We start from the raw sequence: 18,955 nt of genomic DNA on the forward strand, positions 1-18,955 counted from the left end.
TTTGGACTAATACAACCAAAATTGTTTTAGGTGCCACTGCAGTTGTATAGCGTGATGTCCCGCGTCTCGCTTCCCCACGACGCGAAGGCCGGCCCGACCAAACCGGAGGTCCGGGCCGTCCTCGCCAGCAAACTCGCGCTCACAGCGGCCGACCACTTCGTCGAAGTCGGGTCCTGTACCGGTGCGGTCACCGTCGAGGCGGCACGCCGCGCCGGCCGGGTCACCGCGCTCGAGCGGAAGCCCGACCGCCTCGACGTGACCCGGAAGAACCTCGCGGCCAACGACACCGGCGCCGACGTCGAGTTGCGCGAGGCCGAGGCTCCCGACGGCCTGCCCGACGACGCCGACGCGCTCTTCCTGGGCGGGTCGCGCAACTACGAGGCCGTCCTCGACCACGCCGTCGCGACGGGCGTCGACCGCGTCGTGATGAACGTCTCGCGACTGGAGGTCGCCGGCGCGGCGACCGAGGCGTTCCGCGACCGCGACCTGCTGGAGGCGGTCGTCCAGTTCCAGGTGAGCCACGGCTACGAACTCGCCGGCGCGACGAGTTTCGACTCGCAGAACCCGGTGTACATGCTCGTCGGGAGTGCCGGAGAGGCCGTCGCCGCAGACGGCGGCCGTACGGAGGGCAACCAATGACGCTGTACGGCGTCGGCCTCGGCCCCGGACGGGCCGACCTCGTGACGGTCCGCGGGAAGTGCGCCCTCGAAGACGCCGACGTGGTCTACTCGCCGGGGCGCCTCTCGCGGTCGGTGGCGACCGAACACGTCCCCGAGGCACGCATCGGCGACCTCGACTTCCCGATGACCCGGGACGAGGAGAAACTGCGGGCGGCGTGGAAGGCGGCCGCCGCCGAGATAGCGACGACCGCCCGCGACGGCGACGCGGCGTTCGTCACGCTGGGGGACCCGAACGTCTACTCGACGTTCGGCCACCTCCGCCGGACGCTCGCGGCGTTCCACCCCGAGGTCGACCTCGAAGTCGTCCCGGGCGTCAGCGCCGTCACCGCGTTCGCGACGGCACTGGGCGTCGAGGTGACCGCCGGGTCCAGCCTCGCACTGCGGGAGGCCGACGCGGGCCAGTCGCCGACCGGTCCCGACCGCATGGTGCTGTTCAAGGTGACCGACGCGCCGGCGACCCACGAGGGACTCGTCGAGGCCGGCTACGACGTGACCTACGGCCGCCGCCTGTTCATGGAGCAGGGCGAGACGCTCGTCACCGACGACCCGACCGACGTCGACGACCGGGACTACTACACGCTGGCGTACGCCGAGCGCCCCGAGGCCCGCGTCGAGCAGGCGACCGACGCGTTCCTCGAAGCGAGCGACGAGAGCGGGCTGGTCTCGGACGGTGGCGAACAGGCCATCGCCCGACGGGAACGCTCCGAGGGTGCGCTGTGCGGCGACGAGGTGGGCCGATGAGCGACGCCGGCGAGACCGACCCACAGGCGGCCATCGATTCGGTCGCCGGGAACCGCGACGACCGGGTGTACGACCACAGCGCCGGCGACGAACAGGACGGGATTCCCTTCGTCGGCGCCGGCCCCGGCGACCCGCGCCTGCTGACCGTCGCCGGGCGGGAACTGCTGGCCGACGCCGACCTCGTGGTCCACGCGGGGTCGCTGGTCAACAGCGAACTCCTAGACGAGTACTGCACCGACCCCGAGACGGTCACGTCCATCGGCAAGGACCTCGAAGAACTCGTTCCGCTGATGCGGGACGCCTACGAGGCCGGCGATACGGTCGTCCGCCTCCACAGCGGCGACCCGGCCATCTACGGCGCCGCGCTGGAGCAGATGGACGCGCTGGAACACGAGGGCGTCCCCACCTACATCGTCCCCGGGGTCACCTCCGCGTTCGCAGCCAGCGCCACCCTCAGGACGCAGCTGACGCTCAACGAGGTGGCCAACCACGTCGCCTTCACCCGCCCGCAGGGGAAGACCCTGAGCGAAGACGAGGACCACATCTCGGAGTTCGTCGGGATGGGCGACGTGACGACGTGTATCTACCTCGGGACGCACGCCGTCAGCGAGACGATGGACCGACTGCTGGCGGACGGCCACGATCCCGAGACGCCCGTCGCGGCGGTGTACCACGCGTCGTGGCCCGACGAGGACGTCGTCGAGGGGACGATTGCGACCATCGGCGAGAAACTGGAGGCGGCGGGCTACCGCGCCTCCGCGATGGTCGTCGTCGGCGACGCCGTCGGCGGCGAGGACTACGAGCGGTCGTTCCTCTACGGCGACTGGGCGAACAGGGGCGACGACGCGGACACGCAGGAGGCAGACGACTGATGAGCACGGACAACGACACAGACACGAACAGTTGCAAAGCGCCCGACTCGGACGGCGAGGTGGCCGAGGACATCGCCATCGTCGCCTTCGAGCGGAAGATGGACACCGCCCAGCAAATCGCCGACGGCATCGGCGACCGCTACGACTCCGTCGAGATTCTGGCGTACCACGGCGACGTCTTCGAGGAGCACTGGGGCGAGTACGACTGCTTCGTCGGGTTGATGGCCAGCGGTATCGCGATGCGCAAGACCGCCCACCTGCTGGACGACAAGTGGGACGACCCCGCCATCTGCGTCGTCGACGAGGCGCTGACGTGGGCCATCCCCATCACCGGCGGCCACCACGGCGCGAACCAGGTCGCCGACGACCTCGCCTCGATGGGCGCGGTGCCGGCGATGACCACCGCCAGCGAGGCGGCGGGCAAGCAGGGCGTCGAGAAGCAGGCGAAGGCGCTGGATGCCCACGTCGTCAACGGCGACTCGACGGTGGCGACCAACCTCGCGGTGCTGGACGACGAACTCGGCCCGGTCGAGCGACTCGACGGCCCGCGAGCGGTGTTGGTCGACGACGACGTGACCGTCCTCAAACGCAACGGCGAGGACGGCGTCGTCCTCGGGACCGGGAGCGTCGCCGGGGCCGACGTCGAGCAGTTCCACGCGGCGTGGGACCGCGCCCTCGACGAGGCCGGTCTCGACCGGAGCGACGTCGACTTCGTCGCCACCGGCACCCGGAAGGCCGACGAGGCGGGGCTGCTCGCGGCTGCCGAAGAGTGGGACCTCGGCGTCGTCGCCTTCGAGAAGGAGACCCTCTCGGAGTTCGAGGGCCCCTCGCCCTCGCGGTCGAAGGACCTGATCGGGTGGCCGGGCATCGCCGAGGCCTCGGCCATCGCCGGCGGGCGCGACCACGACCTGCTGGCCGCGAAGACGCGCTACGACGAGGCGGTAACGGTGGCGATAGGCGAATGAGCGGGGCCGACGAGGCGTCGGCCGCAACCACAACCGACGCTCCGCGGTCGGCGTACGGCACGCTCTCGGTCGTCGGCATCGGCCCGGGACTGCCCCACGACATGACCCAGCGGGCGAAGCAGGTCGTCCGCACCGCCGACTGCGTCATCGCCTCGAACCTGTACCAGGAGTTCCTCCGGCGAGACGGGACCCTCCCGCCGGAGAGCGCCGCACTCGACGTGAGTGACGACACCGACGTCGACGAGGCGGGGACCGTCCTCGAACGCCCCGACGGCACCCGCCAGACGCTCGTCCGGTCCTCGATGGGACGGCAGGTCGAACTCGCCCGCGAGGCGTTCGAGCGCGTGCGAGACGGCGAGGACGTGGCCCACGTCTCCGGCGGCGACCCGAACGTCTACGGGAAGTCCGACCTCCTCTTCACGATGGCGGAGGCCGAGGACGCCGGCGACGTCCCCATCGAGATCGTCCCCGGCGTGACGGCGGCGCTGGGCGGGGCGGCCAACCTCGGCGCGCCCCTCTCGAACGACTTCTGCACCGTCTCGCTGTCGGACAAGTGGCGCGGCTGGAACGAGATCGAGGAGAAGCTCCGGGCGGCCGCCATCAGCGGGTTCGTCGTCGTCCTGTACAACTGCTGGCGCGACTACGAACGGGCCGTCTCGGTCCTGCGGGAGGAGCGGGCCGACGACGTCCCAGCCGCCATCGTCAACGACGCCGGCCGCGGCGAGGCCGGCCGCAACGTCGACGGCGAGACACAGACCATCACGACGCTGGGCGCGCTGCCCGACCACGACGAGAAGGTCGGCGGGATGGGGTCGTCCATCCTCGTCGGCACCCACGAGACCGAGGTCTGGGAGAACGACTACCGCGAGTTTCTCGTCACCCCGCGCGGCGGGCGTGACGTGGAGGACTTCTGAGTCATGAGCACTGACAACACCACCGACGCGAGTACAGACACCGAATCGAACTGCGGAGCGAGCACGGAGCCCGACGACGGGAGCTCGAAGTGCGGCGCCAGCAGCGCCTCGTCCAGCAGTAGCGCGTGCGGCGCCTCGACCGACGACGCCGAAGAGGAGGTCGGCGCAACCGTCGACGACTTCGACGCCGACCCCGGCCGCCTCGTGGCCGTGGGTCTGGGCCCCGGCCAGCCGGAGGGGATGACCGCCCGCGCGAAGGCGGCCCTGTCCGACGCCGAGCACATCGTCGGCTACACGACCTACGTCGACCTGCTCCCCGACGACATCACGGAGAGCGCCGACGACGTCTACGACACGCCGATGTGCGGCGAGGTCTCGCGCACGGAGGAGGCCATCGACCGGGCGCTCGCCGGCAACGACGTCGCCATCATCGGCAGCGGCGACCCGAACGTCTACGCGCTCGCCGGGCTGGCGCTCGAAATCGTCGAGTCGAAGGGCGCGACGGCGTCGATGCTGGAGTTCGACGTCGTGCCGGGCGTCCCGGCGGCCCAGTCGTGTGCCGCCCGCGTGGGCGCGCCGCTGGTCAACGACACCGTCTCCATCTCCCTGTCGGACCACCTCACGGACATGCCGACCATCGAGTCCCGACTCCACGCCGCCGCCAAGGAGGGGTTCACCATCGCCGTCTACAACCCGTGGAGTCGCAAGCGCCGCGAGAACTACCAGAAGTGCTGCGAGATTCTACTGGAACACCGCGACCCCGAGACGCCGGTCGGCGTCGTCCACGCCGCCGGCCGCGAGGACGAACGGGTCGAAATCGTCGACCTTGGCGAGTTACCGGAACTGGGCGAGACGGACCTCGTGGACATGACGACGACGCTGCTGGTCGGCAACGAGGACACCTACGTCTGGGACGAGCGGATGGTCACGCCGCGGGGCTACGAGACGAAGTACGACTACTGATGTACCGAATCACCATCGACCGCGAGGCCTGCGACGGCGTCTTCGCCTGTCTCGTGCGCGACGACCGGTTCGTGGAGGATAGCGAGGGACTTGCCAGTCTCGACGTCGACGACGCCGAGGCCGTCGCGGCGACGTTCGACGACGACCGGCGCGCGTCGGCCGAGCAGGCGGCCGCCGCCTGTCCGCTGGACGCCATCAGCGTCACCGACGCCGACGATGCTGAGACCGGGACGGCCGCCGTGACAGAGGGGGCCGAGCCGTGAGCATCGAGACCGGCGCGCCCGGCGACCTGCTTTCGGCCCACCCGGAGACGGCGTACTTCTGGGGCCGGGTCGCCGCCGACGGGGCGTGCGAAGACGGCTGTGTCACCGTCAGGACGAGCGACGAGACCGCGGCCCGACGGCTGGCGTCCATCGCCGGGGCCGAGCGTGCCGACCACCGCATCGTCGAGCGCGAGTACGCCCACGACACGTCGATAACCCGGACAGAGGACGAGTACACGGTGCAGGTCCTCGGTGGCCTCGCCGACCGTGCAAGCGCGGCACTGGGACTGCCCTTCGACGGGGCGGCCGGCGGCTACCGCTTCGACACGCTCGCCGCCCACGACCGGCAACTCCTCCGGGGCCTGCTGGAGGGGTGTGGGACGGTGTGTTTCAAGTCCGACGACGAGGCGGTGGGCGTCTCCTTCGTCCACGAAGACGAGCGCCTGCTCCGGACCGTCCAGTCACTGCTCGACAGCGTCCCCGTCGACGCGCCGTACGACGACCTCGCCGACGCCTCGTCGGGCTACTGGTTCGGCGTCGACGACGACGCGGTGCCGGCCCTCGCGGACTGGCTCTACGACGGGAGCGAAGGGACCGGGCTGTTCGCGCCGAGTCGTCGGCGGAAGCTCCGACAGAGCGTGGACCGGGTCCGATGAGCGAAGCGACCGCCGCGCCCGACGGGTTAGACGACGAAGCGGTCCTGCTGGCCGGCCACGGCTCCCGCCGCGAGAAGTCCAACGAGCAGGTGCGCGAACTCGCGGCCGACCTCGAGGGCCGACTGGGTATCCCGGTCGACGCCGCCTTCCTCGAACTGGCCGACCCGGCCATCGACGAGGCCATCGCCGGGCTGGCGTCGACGGTGTCGCAGGTGACCGTCGTCCACCTCTCGCTCTTTGCCGCCAGCCACGTGAAGAACGACGTGCCGCTGGCGGTCCAGCAGGCCCGCGAGACCCACCCGGACCTGACCATCGACAACGGCGCGCACTTGGGCGTCCACCCGGCCATCCTCGACCTGCTGGACGACCGCGCGGCCGCCGTCGAGGCCGAGATGGGCGTCGACCGCGAGGCCGACGACGTGGCCGTGGTGCTGTGTGCCCGCGGCTCCTCGGACCCCGACGCCAACGCCGACGTCCACAAACTCGCGCGCCTGCTGTACGAGGGGCGAGCGTTCTCGCGGGTCGACGCGTCGTTCATCGGCGTCACCGAGCCGCTGTTGGACGAGACGCTCCACGACATCGCGAAGACCCGGCCCGACGCCGTCGTCGTCCTGCCGTACATGCTCGGCGACGGCGTGCTGACCGGGCGCATCGAGGACGGCGCCGACGAGTTCGACGAGGAGTACCCCTACGTCGACGCCGCCTACGGCGACCCGCTCGGCACCGACCCGCGCCTGCTCGACGTGCTCGGCGACCGCTGGCAGGAAGCGCGAACGGGGAGCGTCGAGATGTCCTGTGACACCTGCAAGTACAAGGTCGAACTCGACGGCTACGAGGCGGACCAGGGCGGCGCGCGGGCCATGCTCCGGGCGCTGACCCACCAGGCCGAACACGCCGACCGCAAGGACGTCGCCGACGACCCGCACGTCCACGACGCCCCGGAGAAACACGTCGCGGTCTGCACCAACCAGACCTGCGCGCAGGACGGCGCCCCCGCCGTCCTCGAACGCCTCCGGCAGGCTGCCCGCGACAGCGACCAGTGCGACGCCCGCATCACACGGTCGTCCTGTCTGGGTCGCTGTGGCGAGGGGCCGATGGTCGCCGTCTACCCCGACGGCGTCTGGTACGGCGGTGTGGACGAGGACGACGCCGACGGTATCGTCTCGTCGCATCTGGACCGCGACCGAATCGTGAGCGAGTTAGTCGACCAGACGCTCTGATACACTATGAGCTGCTACGAAATCGAGGCCCTCAGACTGGGCCTCATGAACGTTCTCGGTACCGAAGACGACCACGCGCGCCAGCACGCGGAACAGGAGCTGGAGGGCCACACGACCGGCCCCATCGAGGCGCTCGCCGACGCCGAGACGCTCGCCGATATCGAGCGCCACCTCGACGCGGCGCTCGTCGACTTAGAGGAGGAGATCGCACGGACCGACAGCGACGACCCCGAGTACGACTATCTCCGGGGCCGCCTCGTGGCGGTGCGGGACACCGAACGGGCGGTACAGCGGCTGACGACGCAGGGGGAGGACGTTCTTGCAGGGCTGGGCGAGGCCCACGACGTCCTCCACGAGGCGTTCCCGGTCGATGAGTGAACAGGCGCCGACCGTCTCGCTGGGCGAGGTAGCGCCGGCCCGCTCCCGTCAACAGGGCCGCCGCTCTGCGGTCGCCGTCGCGGACGGCACTGCACTCGTCGGGACCGCGGACGGGGACCTGCGGGCGGTCGACGTCTCGAAGCCGCGCCCGGCGGTCCGCTGGCACCACGAGAGCGACGGTCGGCGGAGCGTCGTCGCGGCGACGCCGTTCCGAGGGGGATGGGTCGTCGGCGAGCGCAGCGCCCGCGGCGAGATACGCTGTCACGACGGCGACGGACGCGTCCGCTGGCGCTACGAGACGCGCGCGGACGTGGGCACACCACAGAACGAGACGCGCTTTCTCCTGCCGTTCGTCGCCAGCCTCGCGAGTGACGGCGACCGACTGTACGCGGCCGCGCGCCGCTACGAACGCGGGTCGGACGGCGAGCGGACCTTCGAGAGCGTCGTCTACGCGTTCGCACCCGACGGCGATATCGACTGGACCTGCCGGACCGACGCCTCCCCCATCGCCCTGTCGGTCCGCGATGGTCGCCTCGCGGTGGCGTACAACCGCTGTCCCGGCGACCACCAGCACGGCCTCGTCGTCCTCGACGCCGGCGACGGGACGCCACGCTGGATGTGGGACCCCGGCACCGAGGGCCAGCGCCGGGTCGGCGACGTGGCGCTCCTCGATTCGGGCGCCGTCATCACGAGCCACGGTGACTACCGTGGCTACCGCCTCGACGCGGGTGGCGCCGAACGCTGGCGCGTCCCGCTGGCGACGCCGCGAGACGTGGACGGCGAGACGGTGTACGCCTATCCGAACCACGTCCACGCGGCCGACGACGGTGCGGTGTTCGTGACGGGCAACACCTACCCCGAGGACGGCCGCGAGACCGACGCGCGACACCCCCGCGAGCACACCGCTGTCGGCGTTTCTCTCGACGGAACCGAGCGCTGGACCGGCCCGGTCGGCGGGTTCGCGAGCGGTCTGGGGAGCGACGATTCGCTGGTCGCCGTGCCGGGCGCCCAGCACTTCAGAGACCGCGACCCCGACGCCCACGCGGTCCGCGTCTACGACGTCGGTAGCGGTCGAGTGGCGACCCACGACACCGACGGCGTCGTCACCGCGGCGGCCGTCGACGACGGGGCGGTCGTCGCCGTCGAGGAACCCGTCGTCTACCACGACGAGGGCCGCGAACGCGGTGCGTACCGTCTCCACCCCTTCTCCGCCGAGTGACGGGCTGTCGGCGACGCCGACTCGCGCTCCGTGCCGCGCTACACAGCCAGTAGGCCGGGAGTCCGGGCCGGCGAACGGGCACGGCCGGCGCGAGTCCGCGTCACCCCTTCATCCCCGAGAGGCTCATCCCGCGGATGAAGTAGTTCTGCGCCGCGAGGAACGCGACGATGACGGGCGCGACGATGATGAGCGCGGCGGCCATCATCAGGCCCCACTCCGCGAAGTACTGGTTGCGCACCGCGAACAGCGCGATGGGCAGCGTGTACATCTCGTTGTCGTTGGCGATGATGAGCGGCCACTGGAAGTTGTTCCAGGCGCCCATGAACGTGAAGATGCCCAGCGTCGCCAGCGCCGGCTTCGCGAGCGGGAGGTATATCTTGTAGAACGTCTGGAACTCGTTGCAGCCGTCTATCTTCGCCGCGTCGCCCAGCGCCGACGGCAGGCTCTTGAAGTGCTGGCGCAGCAGGAAGATGCCCAGCGGCTGGGCGACCAGCGGCGCGATGAGGCCCTGATACGTGTTTATCCACCCGAGTTCGACGAGGATGAGGTACACCGGAATCAGGGTCACCATCCCCGGAATCATCATCGTCGAGATGAACCCGAGGAACAGCTTGTCCCGGCCCCAGAAGTCGACCTTCGCCAGCGCGTAGCCCGCCAGCGAGTCGAACGTGAGGTTGAACGCCGTCACGGTCACCGCGAAGATGACCGTGTTGACGAACCACCGCACCAGCAGGATGTCCGGCCGCCGCCACAGCGTCAGGAAGTTGTCGAGGGTGAACGCCGCGGGGATGAACGACACCGTCGCGGCCGTCGGCGACGCCGACAGCGAGGTGGTCAGCGTCCACCAGAACGGCAGCGTCATCCACAGCGCGCCGGCGGTGACGAGGACGTACAGCAGCGTCGTCTTCGTCCAGTAGCCGGCCCCGCTGCGCTCGTAGCCGGGGTACTCGTAGTTCGACCGGGCCATCAGTAGTCCACCTCCGTCTCGTCGCGGTAGCGGTACTGGTAGTAGCTGAAGGCGAAGATGAGCAGGAACAGGAGGAACGCCATCGCGGCGCCCTCGCCGAAGGCGCCCTCCTCGAAGGCGCGCTGGTAGATGAGCAGCACCGTCGTCGTCGTCGCGTAGACGGGGCCGCCCTCGGAGAACACCAGCGCGATACCGAACACCTGAAACGCCGAGATGATGGCCATCACGAACACGAAGAAGTTCGTGTTGCCGAGGCTGGGCCAGGTGACGTGTCGGAAGCGGTACCAGGCGCCGGCCCCGTCGATGCGGGCGGCCTCGTACAGCTCCTCGGGGATGTTCTGGAGGCCCGCGAGGAAGAAGATCATGTTCGAGCCGATACCGCCCCAGACGGCCATCAGCATGACGCCGCCCAGCGCCGTCCCCGGGTCGCCGGCCCAGTTGTGTTCGAGGAACGTGGGCAGGACGCCGTTGATGACGCCGTCGCCGGCGAGGAACCAGCGCCACATCACCGCCGACGCCGCGCCCGACAGCATCACGGGCATGAAGTAGGCGGCGCGGTAGGTCTTCTTGAACCGCACGCGCTTGTCGAGCATCAGCGCGACCGCCAGCCCGCCGAATATCTGGAGCGGGACCGTCCCGATGGCGTAGACGAACGTGTTCTTCAGCGCGTACCACCAGAGGTTGGCGGACGGGCTCGTGAACACCTCGGGCCGCCACGTCAGTCCACTGCCGCTGTAGGCCACCGGGAGCGGGCGCAGCACCTCGACGTAGTTCGTCAGGCCGACCCAGGTGCCGGCGCCCGCGAGGATGCTCCACTCCTGGAAGGAGATGTAGAAGGCGTACAGCACCGGTCCCAGCAGGAACGCCGAGAAGACGAGGATGTTCGGTGCGACGAACGCGAACCCCATCAGGTTGTTCTGGTCCTCGTGGATGCCCACGCGCCGCTTGGCGCTGGTGAGTAGCCGGCGCGTACCGGCGAGGGCGTCCTCGACCAGGGACCGCTGGGACTCGGTCGCCATCGTCGGTTACAGGACCTCGTCGTTGATCTTCTGCTGGGCGGTCGACAGCGCGTCCGAGGGCGACTTCTCGCCGAGCATCGCGGCCTCGAGCTGCGGACGCACGCGGTTGACGATGGACTCGCTCTTGGGGCCGAAGGAGAAGGGGTGGGACCAGTCGCCGGCCTCCAGCAGCGTCTTCCGGCGCGGGTGCTCGTCGTAGTAGTCGAGGTCGGCGTGGGACTTCCGCGCCGAGAGCGCCAGCCCCTTCTTCGCCCAGCGGGCCATCCCCTCGTCGCTGGTGAGGCTCCGGACGAGCTCCTTCGTCGCCGCCGGGCTGTCGGTGGCGGCCGAGGCGCTGTACGACACCGTGTAGGCGACCGTCGCCTTCTGGCCGTCGCTCGGCTTCGGGAGGTGGGCGACGTCGACCTGGTCGTCGATCTCGGGGTTGTCCTCGTAGCCCTCGAGGAACGGCAGCCCCCACGGGCCGAGGACGGCCGTCGCGACCTCCTGACTGGCCAGTGCGGCCCCGTGCCACCCCGAACCGAGGTCGCTGGGGACCGCCAGCAGGCCGTCCTCCTTCAGGCCGGTGAGGAACTCCAGGGCCTCGACGCCGGGGTCGTCGGCGAAGACGGCCTCGCTCCCGTCGTCCGAGAGCACCTGCCCGCCGTTCTGGTAGAGGAAGGCCCACCACGAGCGGCCGTTGGCGTACTCTATCATCGGCGCCTTGAACTTCTCGTTGGAGACGTTGTCCTTCAGCGCCGAGAGGGCGTCCGAGAACTCCGACCAGGTCTCGGGCGGGTCCACGCTGGCCTCCTCGAACATCGCCGTGTTGTGGAACAGTCCGAGCGTCGAGAAGTCCTTTGGGACGCCGTACAGCGTGCCGTCGAACCGGAAGGCGTCCAGCAGCGGGTCGAAGAAGTCGTCGGTGTCGTAGTCCTCCGCCTCGGCCAGCGAATCCATCGAGAGCAGGACGTCAGCGGACGCGAACGACGGGAAGTACGACGAGTCCACGTAGAACGCGTCCGGCGCGTTGCCCGCCCCGAGCTGTGTCTTGAGCTTCTGCTTGTACTTCGACTGGATGGGGTTGTAGTCGACCGAGATGCCGTCGTGGTTGGACTCGAACTCGGAGACGAGGTCCGTGACGAGCGCGGACTCCTCGTTGTTGGCCGCCCACCCCGAGAGGGTGATGTCGGCGTTCATCGGCGTCGTCGTCCCAGCGCTCGTCTCCGTGCCACCGGACCCGTCACCGCCGGACCCGTCACCACCCGAACCGCCGCTGTCGTCGCTACACCCCGCGAGGAACGCCGCCGCCCCCGCCGTGCTCAGTCCCGTCACGAACCGCCGCCGTGAGAGTCGTCCGCTCGTGCTGTCGTCGGTCATGTACGTTCGTGCACAACGAAATAGCGAGAATACTTATTTCTTTCCCAAGTGCAACTACTCCAGTAGTAACACATACCGGGTTTTATTACCCACCGTCGGTATATCGCTGCACGATGAAGACCGACAGCACAGTCGTCACCGGCTCGACGTTCCTCGTGACGGACGAGGACGGGCGGCCGAGTCGTGACCACGACGGGTTCTATCACCGCGACGTCCGCCACCTCGACCGCTACGACCTCTCCCTGCCGACCGACCTGGACGCGCTGGAGGTCGTGGACGTCAGGCCGGGCGAACGGCTCCTCCACCTCGGCTCCCCGATGGAGACCGGGGCGCGCCGCTACCACGTCGCACGCCGCCAGTTCGTCACCGACGGCCTCTACGAGCGGGTCACCGTCTCGAACCTGACCGACGACCGGACGGAGACGACCCTGACGCTCTCGCTCGGGACGCGGTTCGACGACCTGTTCGAGGTCCGGGGCATGGGGACCGAGATAGCGCGGACGGTACAGGCCCGGGCTGGCGACGCCGGCGTGACCTTCGGCTACCACCCCGACGACGTGGACTTCGACCGCGAGGTTTCGGTCGCCGTCGACGGCCCGGCGGACGTGGACCCGGCCGTGACGACCGACGGCGCGCGGACCGACGCCACGCTGACGCTCTCGCTCGCGCTGGCCGCCGGCGAACACCGCGACCTCTCGATAGCGGTGACGCCGACGCCGCCGGTCGCGTCGCCGGCCGACGCGGTCGACGACGCCCGCCGCACCGTCCGCGAGCGCGAACGCCGCTGGCTGGAGACCACCACGCTCCCCGCCCACGACGAGAGCTGGCGGGACGTGCTCGCAGAGAGCCGGGAGAATCTCCTCGAGCTCCGCCTCGACACGGACCACGGCCCGCTGTACTCGGCGGGGGTCCCGTGGTTCGCCACCGCGTTCGGCCGGGACTCACTCATCGCGGCGTATCAGGCCCTCCCGCTGACCGCCGAGGTAGCGAAGGGGACGTGCCGGTATCTCGCCGCACAGCAGGCGACCGACGTCGACCCCGAGCGCGACGCCGAACCGGGGAAGATACTCCACGAGATACGCCACGGGGAACTCACCGCCCGGGAACTCGTCCCCCACCGGCCGTACTTCGGGACCGTCGACGCGACGGCGCTGTTCGTCGTCGTCGCCCACGAGGCGTGGCGGTTCACCGGCGACGACGAGTTCGCGGCCGACCTCTGGCCCCACGTCGACCGCGCGCTGACGTGGCTCGACGAGTACGGCATCGGCGACGGCGAGTTCGTCACGTACGACCTCGAGAGCGGCGAGTCCGGGCGCCTGCGCCACCAGGCGTGGAAGGACAGCGGCGACGGCATCCTGTTCCCGGACGGGCGCCACCCCAGTGGGGCCCTCGCCGCCGCCGAGGTACAGGGGTACGCCTACGACGCCATGCGACGCGGGGCGGAACTGGCCGACCACGTCGGCGCCCCGAACCGCGCCCGCGAACTCGAACGCGCGGCCGACGGCCTCCGAACGCGGTTCGACGACGCGTTCTGGCTCTCCTCGGAGTCGTTCTACGCCGTCGCGGTCACCGGCGACGGCGAGCGGGTCCCGTCGGTGACGACCAACCCCGGGCACTGCCTCTGGAGCGGTATCGTCCCCGAATCTCGCGCCGACGACGTCGTCGACCGTCTGCTCGCCCCGGACATGTTCACGGGGTGGGGCATCCGGACGCTGTCGGCCGACCACGACGCCTACAACCCCCAGAGCTACCACCTCGGGAGCGTCTGGCCCCACGACAACTCGCTGTGTGCGCTCGGGATGGCGCGCTACGGCCGGACCGACGCCGCCAGCACGGTCGGCGACGGACTGGTCGCGGCGGCCCGGGCGCGCGGCAACGACCGCCTGCCGGAGCTGTTCGCCGGCTTCGACCGGGAGCGGACGACCGTCCCGGTCACCTACGGCGAGGCGTGTGAACCGCAGGCGTGGGCCGCCGCGGCCCCCGTCGCGTGCCTGCGGGCCGTCGACGGGACCCCGGTCGAACCGCCGCTGCTCGTGGAGTAAGCACTTTCACCGACCCACTCCGGAGACACCACGATGACATCCCGCCCATCCCTCGACCCGGTCGGCACCCTCGCGGCGTTCGGCCGCGCGGCCTACTCCGACCTGACCAGCGTCGTCGCGCTGAGCCTCGCGTTCTCGCTGGCCGCGCTCCCGGTCGTCACCCTCGGGCCGGCCGTCGTCGCGCTGGTCGCGGCCCAGACCGAGGGGGTCACGGGTCGGACGGCGGGCGGGAAGGTCACCGAACGGGACCGCCTCCGCACGTTCCGAACGGCGTTCCGCGAGCAGTTCCGCCGCGGCCTCCCGCTCGGCGCGCTCGTGGTGGCCGTGGCCGCGACCACGCTGGCCTACGCCGGCCTCGCCGTCGCCAACCGGAGCGGACCGCTGCTGGTCGGCGCCGTGCTCGGCGGGTACGCGCTCGCCGCCACGCTCGTGACGGTGCTCCGGGCCGCGACGCTGCTCGTCCGGGAGGGTGCGCCGTCGGCCCGACAGGCGCTGTGGGACGCCGGGCGGCACCTCCTCTCGACGCCCTCGTTCTCGGTGCTGCACGCCCTGTTCGCCTCGCTGCTGGTCGTGCTGTGTCTCGGCCTCGGTATCGCCACCGTCCTCCTCCTCCCGGGACTGCTGGCGGTGCTCGAGGTGGTCGCGTACGAGGAGACCGCCGGCGACGGCGCGCTTCGTGTGGTCCGCGCCTACCAGGGCACGCTCCGGGTCGGTGGTGAGCCGTGACCAGCCGCGAACGCCACGTCGCGAGCGCCGTCCCCGTCGCGTTCCTCGCCGTCGTCCTCGGTCACCACCCCGCCGTCGCCGTCCCGCTGGTCGCGGGGACGCTGCTCCCCGAACTCGACGCCCTCGACGAACGGCTCCACCGGTCGTGGCTCCTCCACACCTTCCTCCTGCCGGCGCTCGCGTACGCCGCGCTCGACCGCGTGGGGCTGCTCCCGCCCCTGCTGGCGACGGCCATCCACTTCGTGACCCTCGGGATGGCCCTGCACTTCCTCGCGGACTTCGTCTACCCCCGCGAGAGCACGAACGAGGGCGCCCGCTGGCCGGTCCGTCCGGTCCTCGTCTCGGCGCCGTGGGGACTCCTGTGGCTGGGGCTCGCCTGGGCCGTCCAGTGGTTCGCCTACCTCTCGCCGGCGTTCGTCCCGTGGCTCGTCGGTTTCAACGCCTGAGAAAGCATCACTACTGGAGTAGTAACTACTAAGTCCCCGGCGCCTGAGTGAGACGATAGACAATGGCGAGCGCCAACGAGACACGCACCGCCGTCGAGTACGACGGCGTCACGAAACGGTTCGACGCCGACGACGGGCCGGTCGTCGCCGTCGACGACCTCGACATCACGGTCCGGGACGGGGAGTTCCTCGTCCTCGTCGGTCCCTCGGGCTGTGGCAAGTCGACGACGCTCCGCCTCCTGGCGGGCCTCGAAGAGGTGACCGAGGGCGAGGTCCGGGTCGGCGACGAGGTCGTCAACGACGCCAAGCCCAAGGACCGGGACATCGCGATGGTGTTCCAGAACTACGCGCTGTACCCGCACAAGACCGTCGAGGAGAACATGCGGTTCGGACTGGAGATGACGACGAGCCTCGACGACGCGGAGATAGACCAGCGGGTCTTCGAGGCGGCCGAGATGCTGAGCATCACCGAGCTGCTGGACCGTCGCCCCGACGCCCTCTCGGGCGGCCAGAAGCAACGCGTCGCGCTGGGGCGGGCCATCGTCCGCGAGCCGTCGGTGTTCCTGATGGACGAGCCCCTGTCGAACCTCGACGCGAAGCTCCGGACGGAGATGCGCACCGAGCTCCAGCAGCTCCACGAGCAACTGTCGGTCGCCACCGTCTACGTCACCCACGACCAGACCGAAGCGATGACGATGGGCGACCGCATCGCCGTCCTGAACGACGGCGAACTCCAGCAGCTCGGCACGCCGCTGGAGTGTTACCACGAGCCGGCCAACCGGTTCGTCGCCGGGTTCATCGGCTCGCCCTCGATGAACTTCTTCGAACTCGACTACGACGCCGGCTCCGGCGTCGGCACTACCGAGGGCGTCGAGTACGCGTTCACCGACGCGCAGGCCGACCGCATCGGTCGGGCCGGGCGCCTCACGCTCGGCGTCCGCCCCGAGGACATCGAGCTGGCGACCGAGTCGGGGCCCGACACCGTCGAGGGCGCCGTCGAGGTCGTGGAGCCGATGGGCCGGGAGAACCTCGTCCACCTCGACGTCGGCGGCACGGAAGTCGTCGCCTCCGTCGCCGGCGAGTACGACATCGACTTCGGCCAGTCGGTCCGACTGCGGTTCCCGCGGGAGCGCGTCCACGTCTTCGACGGGGAGACCGGCGCGGCCGTGTTCAACCGCGCCGTCGAGACGGAGTCGCTGCCCGAAGGCGTCACGCTTTAGCGACGAGGCGACACAGGTGCCGCCAATGGACACGGAGACACTCCGCACCACCCTCGAGGACATCGGCCTGACACAGTACGAGGCCGACGCCTACGTCACCGTGCTCGAACTGGGCAGCGCCTCGGCGACGGAGATAGCCGACGCGAGCGACGTCCCGCAGGCCCGCATCTACGACGTCCTCCGGAACCTGGAGGGGAGTGGCTACGTCGAGACCTACGAGAAGGGCAGTCTCCACGCTCGCGCGCGCGACCCCGAGGAGGTCATCGAGCAGCTGGACGCCTACGCCGACACGGTCACCGAAGCCGGCTCCGAGCTCCGCGAACGCTGGGAGAAGCCCACCGTCGAGAACCACCAGGTCAGCATCATCCGGCCCGTCTCGACCATCTACGACCGCGCCGCCGAGCAGATCGGCGACGCGGAGAACGAGGTCGAGGTGGCGCTGACCCCGGAGCAGTTCCGGGAGTTCCGCGAGCCGCTCGCGGCCGCCGTGGACCGCGGTGTCGTCGTCAAGGCCACCATCACCGGCGTCGAGGAGCTGCCCGACCTCGACCTCGACGGCGCCGTGACCGAGGTCCGCCACCGACGGCTTCCGACGCCGTTCCTCCTGCTGGCCGACCGGATGTCCGTCTCGTTCACGCCGGAGGAGACGCTCCACCCGCGCCAGGAGTACGGGCTCCTCGTCAACGACTACTCGCTGTCGCGGATGTTCGACTGGTACTTCCAGACGGCCTTCTGGGAGCCGTGGCCGATGGTCTTCGACGCCCGGGAGGACTCGCTCCCGCGGACGTTCACCAACATCCGCGAGTGCATCCGGGACATCCGACCGCTCCTCGATGACGGCCGAGAGGTCGTGCTGACCGTCCACGGACAGGTCCGCGGCGAGGGCGTCGAGCGCGAGTTCACCGGCCGCGTCACGGACATCACCTACACGGCCGGCGCGAACGGCCCGGCGCTCGCGACGTTCACCGACGAGGCGACCATCGCGCTCGAAACGCCGGACGAGACGTACACCGTCGGTGGCTGGGGCGCCATGCTCGAGGACATCGAAGCCCGCCGGTTCATCGTCGAGACCGTCGACTGACTGCCCGGCAGCGCGGCGGGCACCGACCGACCCGAACCTTTTGCCGCTACCGTCCGTGGGCCAGATATGGACAGTCCGACGGCCGACGGCGACGCGACCGGAGGTGCCTAGCGTGGGCTTCTTCGAGAGAGCGGGTCGAGAGGTCGAGAAGTTCAAACAGACGGCCAGCGAGGCGGCCGAGGCCCACCGGACCGGGGAGTGTCCGGCCTGTGGCGAGTCGGTCCCGGACGACGTCGAGGAGTGCCCCGAATGCGGGGCCGACCTGACCGGCGAGAACTGACTCAGTCGGCCGTCGCGGGGTAGTCGGCGTCGACGGTAGTCGTCGCTTGCCCACCCAGCCACGTGTGGACCGCCGCGAGCGTCCCCCACAGCACCAACTGCCCGAAGACGACGGTCCAGCGGTACGCCGCGACCAGCGCCGTCGGCACGTCGCCGTGGACGGGGTTCGCCGGGGCGAGGACGACGGGGACGGCCAGCAACGCGAGCGGTGCGACCGTCGCCGCGACGGTGACGGGCCGGGAACGGCCCGCACTCCGCTGATACGCGACCCCGCAGGACACGGCGACCAGCGCCCCGACGACCAGCAGGCCGCCGTACCACGCCAGTCGCATCTCCGTCGACAGGGCCTGCGCGACGCCCGGCGGTTGCGGCGGGAGGACGAGCCACGGTGCGCCGGAGACGGTCAGAAAGCCCGCGCCGGCGAGTGCCAGCCGTTTCGTCGCGCCGGTGCCGGGCAGCGCCGGTTCCAGGAGGTAGTAGCCGACGCCGAAGACGACGACGCCGAACAGCAGGCCCCAGAGGACACCGCCGCCGACGCTCGCCAGCGCCGTCGTCAGCCCCGAGACGACCGGGCCGCTCCCCCCGTGACCGTGTTCGAACGTCTCCAGCCCGGCGGTGAAACTGTTCCCGACCGTCGCCACGAACAGGCCGTACACGAGGCCGCCGGCGACGCCGGCCAGCGCGCCGCGTTCGAGGTGGTCGGTCGCCATCAGTGGCAGGTGACGCCGGCGCTGTGGCGGAAGTTGTGCAGCGAGTCGTGGAGCATCGGGTCCTGCACGAACAGGAGCGTGAAACCGAGCGCGGCCACCAGCGCGAGCGCCACGGCGACCTGTGTGCCGGTGAGACTGGCTCTGGCGCGTTCGATGCGGTCGGAGACGCTGTCGTCGGTTGCCTGCATTGAAATTCTACTTGCTAACAGAACAAGTAAGATTGTAAAACTTCCGC

Annotated in this window: 22 protein-coding genes; 17 read left to right on the forward strand and 5 right to left on the reverse strand. The window is 70.3% G+C overall.

What is annotated here, in order from left to right:
* Positions 1–54: 54 nt before the first annotated feature.
* The 11 genes from cbiT to ACV7GQ_RS00150 are packed head-to-tail and all read left to right on the forward strand — an operon-like array spanning position 55 to position 8,871.
* A complete protein-coding gene (cbiT, locus tag ACV7GQ_RS00100) occupies positions 55–639 on the forward strand; it encodes a precorrin-6Y C5,15-methyltransferase (decarboxylating) subunit CbiT (protein ID WP_470311530.1) in 585 nt (194 codons plus the stop codon).
* On the forward strand, positions 636–1,421 hold the full coding sequence (locus tag ACV7GQ_RS00105) for a cobalt-factor II C(20)-methyltransferase (protein ID WP_470311531.1): 786 nt from the start codon (positions 636–638) through the stop codon (positions 1,419–1,421). The genes cbiT and ACV7GQ_RS00105 overlap by 4 nt, the downstream gene beginning before the upstream one ends.
* Positions 1,418–2,293 carry a cobalt-precorrin-4/precorrin-4 C(11)-methyltransferase gene (locus ACV7GQ_RS00110; RefSeq protein ID WP_470311532.1) on the forward strand — a complete coding sequence of 292 codons (876 nt, stop codon included), beginning with the start codon at positions 1,418–1,420 and terminating at the stop codon, positions 2,291–2,293. Before ACV7GQ_RS00105 ends, ACV7GQ_RS00110 begins: the two co-directional genes overlap by 4 nt.
* A complete protein-coding gene (gene cbiG, locus ACV7GQ_RS00115; protein WP_470311533.1) occupies positions 2,293–3,258 on the forward strand; it encodes a cobalt-precorrin 5A hydrolase in 966 nt (321 codons plus the stop codon). Before ACV7GQ_RS00110 ends, cbiG begins: the two co-directional genes overlap by 1 nt.
* Positions 3,255–4,172 carry a precorrin-3B C(17)-methyltransferase gene (locus tag ACV7GQ_RS00120; protein ID WP_470311534.1) on the forward strand — a complete coding sequence of 306 codons (918 nt, stop codon included), beginning with the start codon at positions 3,255–3,257 and terminating at the stop codon, positions 4,170–4,172. Before cbiG ends, ACV7GQ_RS00120 begins: the two co-directional genes overlap by 4 nt.
* 3 nt (positions 4,173–4,175) lie before the next feature.
* The gene (cobJ, locus tag ACV7GQ_RS00125) at positions 4,176–5,135 is read left to right on the forward strand and encodes a precorrin-3B C(17)-methyltransferase (RefSeq protein ID WP_470311535.1); all 960 of its coding nucleotides are present in this window, start codon (positions 4,176–4,178) and stop codon (positions 5,133–5,135) included.
* The gene (locus ACV7GQ_RS00130) at positions 5,135–5,398 is read left to right on the forward strand and encodes a ferredoxin (protein ID WP_470311536.1); all 264 of its coding nucleotides are present in this window, start codon (positions 5,135–5,137) and stop codon (positions 5,396–5,398) included. Before cobJ ends, ACV7GQ_RS00130 begins: the two co-directional genes overlap by 1 nt.
* Positions 5,395–6,054, forward strand: a complete 660-nt coding sequence (locus ACV7GQ_RS00135) for a cobalamin biosynthesis protein (protein WP_470311537.1) — start codon at positions 5,395–5,397, stop codon at positions 6,052–6,054. Before ACV7GQ_RS00130 ends, ACV7GQ_RS00135 begins: the two co-directional genes overlap by 4 nt.
* On the forward strand, positions 6,051–7,274 hold the full coding sequence (locus tag ACV7GQ_RS00140; RefSeq protein ID WP_470311538.1) for a CbiX/SirB N-terminal domain-containing protein: 1,224 nt from the start codon (positions 6,051–6,053) through the stop codon (positions 7,272–7,274). Before ACV7GQ_RS00135 ends, ACV7GQ_RS00140 begins: the two co-directional genes overlap by 4 nt.
* 6 nt (positions 7,275–7,280) lie before the next feature.
* Positions 7,281–7,652 (forward strand): DUF3209 family protein, encoded by a 372-nt coding sequence (locus ACV7GQ_RS00145; RefSeq protein WP_470311539.1) that lies wholly within the window; start codon positions 7,281–7,283, stop codon positions 7,650–7,652.
* Entirely contained in the window at positions 7,645–8,871 is a 1,227-nt protein-coding gene (locus ACV7GQ_RS00150; RefSeq protein WP_470311540.1) for an outer membrane protein assembly factor BamB family protein, read from the forward strand. Before ACV7GQ_RS00145 ends, ACV7GQ_RS00150 begins: the two co-directional genes overlap by 8 nt.
* Positions 8,872–8,971: 100 nt before the next feature.
* Here the strand turns inward: ACV7GQ_RS00150 and ACV7GQ_RS00155 are convergent, their stop codons facing one another.
* The 3 genes from ACV7GQ_RS00155 to ACV7GQ_RS00165 are packed head-to-tail and all read right to left on the reverse strand — an operon-like array spanning position 8,972 to position 12,216.
* Positions 8,972–9,838, reverse strand: coding sequence for a carbohydrate ABC transporter permease (locus ACV7GQ_RS00155; protein WP_470311541.1), 867 nt, complete (start codon positions 9,836–9,838; stop codon positions 8,972–8,974).
* Entirely contained in the window at positions 9,838–10,857 is a 1,020-nt protein-coding gene (locus ACV7GQ_RS00160; protein ID WP_470311542.1) for a carbohydrate ABC transporter permease, read from the reverse strand. Before ACV7GQ_RS00160 ends, ACV7GQ_RS00155 begins: the two co-directional genes overlap by 1 nt.
* A 6-nt stretch (positions 10,858–10,863) precedes the next feature.
* Positions 10,864–12,216: an ABC transporter substrate-binding protein gene (locus tag ACV7GQ_RS00165; protein WP_470311543.1), complete on the reverse strand. Its 1,353-nt coding sequence runs from the start codon at positions 12,214–12,216 to the stop codon at positions 10,864–10,866.
* Positions 12,217–12,329: 113 nt separating this feature from the next.
* Here ACV7GQ_RS00165 and ACV7GQ_RS00170 point away from each other — a divergent pair, with 113 nt between their 5' ends.
* From ACV7GQ_RS00170 to ACV7GQ_RS00195, 6 genes are all read left to right on the forward strand, one after another.
* The gene (locus tag ACV7GQ_RS00170) at positions 12,330–14,258 is read left to right on the forward strand and encodes an amylo-alpha-1,6-glucosidase (RefSeq protein WP_470311544.1); all 1,929 of its coding nucleotides are present in this window, start codon (positions 12,330–12,332) and stop codon (positions 14,256–14,258) included.
* A 33-nt stretch (positions 14,259–14,291) separates the two neighbouring features.
* Positions 14,292–14,984: a DUF624 domain-containing protein gene (locus ACV7GQ_RS00175; protein WP_470311545.1), complete on the forward strand. Its 693-nt coding sequence runs from the start codon at positions 14,292–14,294 to the stop codon at positions 14,982–14,984.
* Positions 14,981–15,430, forward strand: coding sequence for a hypothetical protein (locus ACV7GQ_RS00180; RefSeq protein WP_470311546.1), 450 nt, complete (start codon positions 14,981–14,983; stop codon positions 15,428–15,430). The genes ACV7GQ_RS00175 and ACV7GQ_RS00180 overlap by 4 nt, the downstream gene beginning before the upstream one ends.
* A gap of 62 nt (positions 15,431–15,492) precedes the next feature.
* Positions 15,493–16,650 carry an ABC transporter ATP-binding protein gene (locus ACV7GQ_RS00185; RefSeq protein ID WP_470311547.1) on the forward strand — a complete coding sequence of 386 codons (1,158 nt, stop codon included), beginning with the start codon at positions 15,493–15,495 and terminating at the stop codon, positions 16,648–16,650.
* A 25-nt stretch (positions 16,651–16,675) separates the two neighbouring features.
* Entirely contained in the window at positions 16,676–17,731 is a 1,056-nt protein-coding gene (locus ACV7GQ_RS00190; protein ID WP_470311548.1) for a TrmB family transcriptional regulator, read from the forward strand.
* Positions 17,732–17,843: 112 nt separating this feature from the next.
* Entirely contained in the window at positions 17,844–18,011 is a 168-nt protein-coding gene (locus ACV7GQ_RS00195) for a zinc-ribbon domain-containing protein (RefSeq protein WP_470311549.1), read from the forward strand.
* A 1-nt stretch (position 18,012) separates the two neighbouring features.
* Here the strand turns inward: ACV7GQ_RS00195 and ACV7GQ_RS00200 are convergent, their stop codons facing one another.
* Positions 18,013–18,720: a CbtA family protein gene (locus ACV7GQ_RS00200; RefSeq protein ID WP_470311550.1), complete on the reverse strand. Its 708-nt coding sequence runs from the start codon at positions 18,718–18,720 to the stop codon at positions 18,013–18,015.
* Positions 18,720–18,908 carry a CbtB domain-containing protein gene (locus tag ACV7GQ_RS00205; RefSeq protein ID WP_470311551.1) on the reverse strand — a complete coding sequence of 63 codons (189 nt, stop codon included), beginning with the start codon at positions 18,906–18,908 and terminating at the stop codon, positions 18,720–18,722. The genes ACV7GQ_RS00200 and ACV7GQ_RS00205 overlap by 1 nt, the downstream gene beginning before the upstream one ends.
* Positions 18,909–18,955: the final 47 nt, after the last annotated feature.

The sequence above is a fragment of the Haloarcula sp. MBLA0163 genome (assembly GCF_055632435.1).

Coding starts and splice junctions, on each gene's coding strand:
- ACV7GQ_RS00160 (WP_470311542.1), bottom strand. CDS start 10,857: ATGGCGACCGAGTCCCAGCGGTCCCTGGTCGAGGACGCCCTCGCCGGT.
- cbiG (WP_470311533.1), top strand. CDS start 2,293: ATGAGCACGGACAACGACACAGACACGAACAGTTGCAAAGCGCCCGAC.
- ACV7GQ_RS00145 (WP_470311539.1), top strand. CDS start 7,281: ATGAGCTGCTACGAAATCGAGGCCCTCAGACTGGGCCTCATGAACGTT.
- cobJ (WP_470311535.1), top strand. CDS start 4,176: ATGAGCACTGACAACACCACCGACGCGAGTACAGACACCGAATCGAAC.
- ACV7GQ_RS00165 (WP_470311543.1), bottom strand. CDS start 12,216: ATGACCGACGACAGCACGAGCGGACGACTCTCACGGCGGCGGTTCGTG.
- ACV7GQ_RS00175 (WP_470311545.1), top strand. CDS start 14,292: ATGACATCCCGCCCATCCCTCGACCCGGTCGGCACCCTCGCGGCGTTC.
- ACV7GQ_RS00170 (WP_470311544.1), top strand. CDS start 12,330: ATGAAGACCGACAGCACAGTCGTCACCGGCTCGACGTTCCTCGTGACG.
- ACV7GQ_RS00105 (WP_470311531.1), top strand. CDS start 636: ATGACGCTGTACGGCGTCGGCCTCGGCCCCGGACGGGCCGACCTCGTG.
- ACV7GQ_RS00155 (WP_470311541.1), bottom strand. CDS start 9,838: ATGGCCCGGTCGAACTACGAGTACCCCGGCTACGAGCGCAGCGGGGCC.
- ACV7GQ_RS00110 (WP_470311532.1), top strand. CDS start 1,418: ATGAGCGACGCCGGCGAGACCGACCCACAGGCGGCCATCGATTCGGTC.
- ACV7GQ_RS00140 (WP_470311538.1), top strand. CDS start 6,051: ATGAGCGAAGCGACCGCCGCGCCCGACGGGTTAGACGACGAAGCGGTC.
- ACV7GQ_RS00150 (WP_470311540.1), top strand. CDS start 7,645: ATGAGTGAACAGGCGCCGACCGTCTCGCTGGGCGAGGTAGCGCCGGCC.
- ACV7GQ_RS00200 (WP_470311550.1), bottom strand. CDS start 18,720: ATGGCGACCGACCACCTCGAACGCGGCGCGCTGGCCGGCGTCGCCGGC.
- cbiT (WP_470311530.1), top strand. CDS start 55: ATGTCCCGCGTCTCGCTTCCCCACGACGCGAAGGCCGGCCCGACCAAA.
- ACV7GQ_RS00205 (WP_470311551.1), bottom strand. CDS start 18,908: ATGCAGGCAACCGACGACAGCGTCTCCGACCGCATCGAACGCGCCAGA.
- ACV7GQ_RS00190 (WP_470311548.1), top strand. CDS start 16,676: ATGGACACGGAGACACTCCGCACCACCCTCGAGGACATCGGCCTGACA.
- ACV7GQ_RS00185 (WP_470311547.1), top strand. CDS start 15,493: ATGGCGAGCGCCAACGAGACACGCACCGCCGTCGAGTACGACGGCGTC.
- ACV7GQ_RS00120 (WP_470311534.1), top strand. CDS start 3,255: ATGAGCGGGGCCGACGAGGCGTCGGCCGCAACCACAACCGACGCTCCG.
- ACV7GQ_RS00130 (WP_470311536.1), top strand. CDS start 5,135: ATGTACCGAATCACCATCGACCGCGAGGCCTGCGACGGCGTCTTCGCC.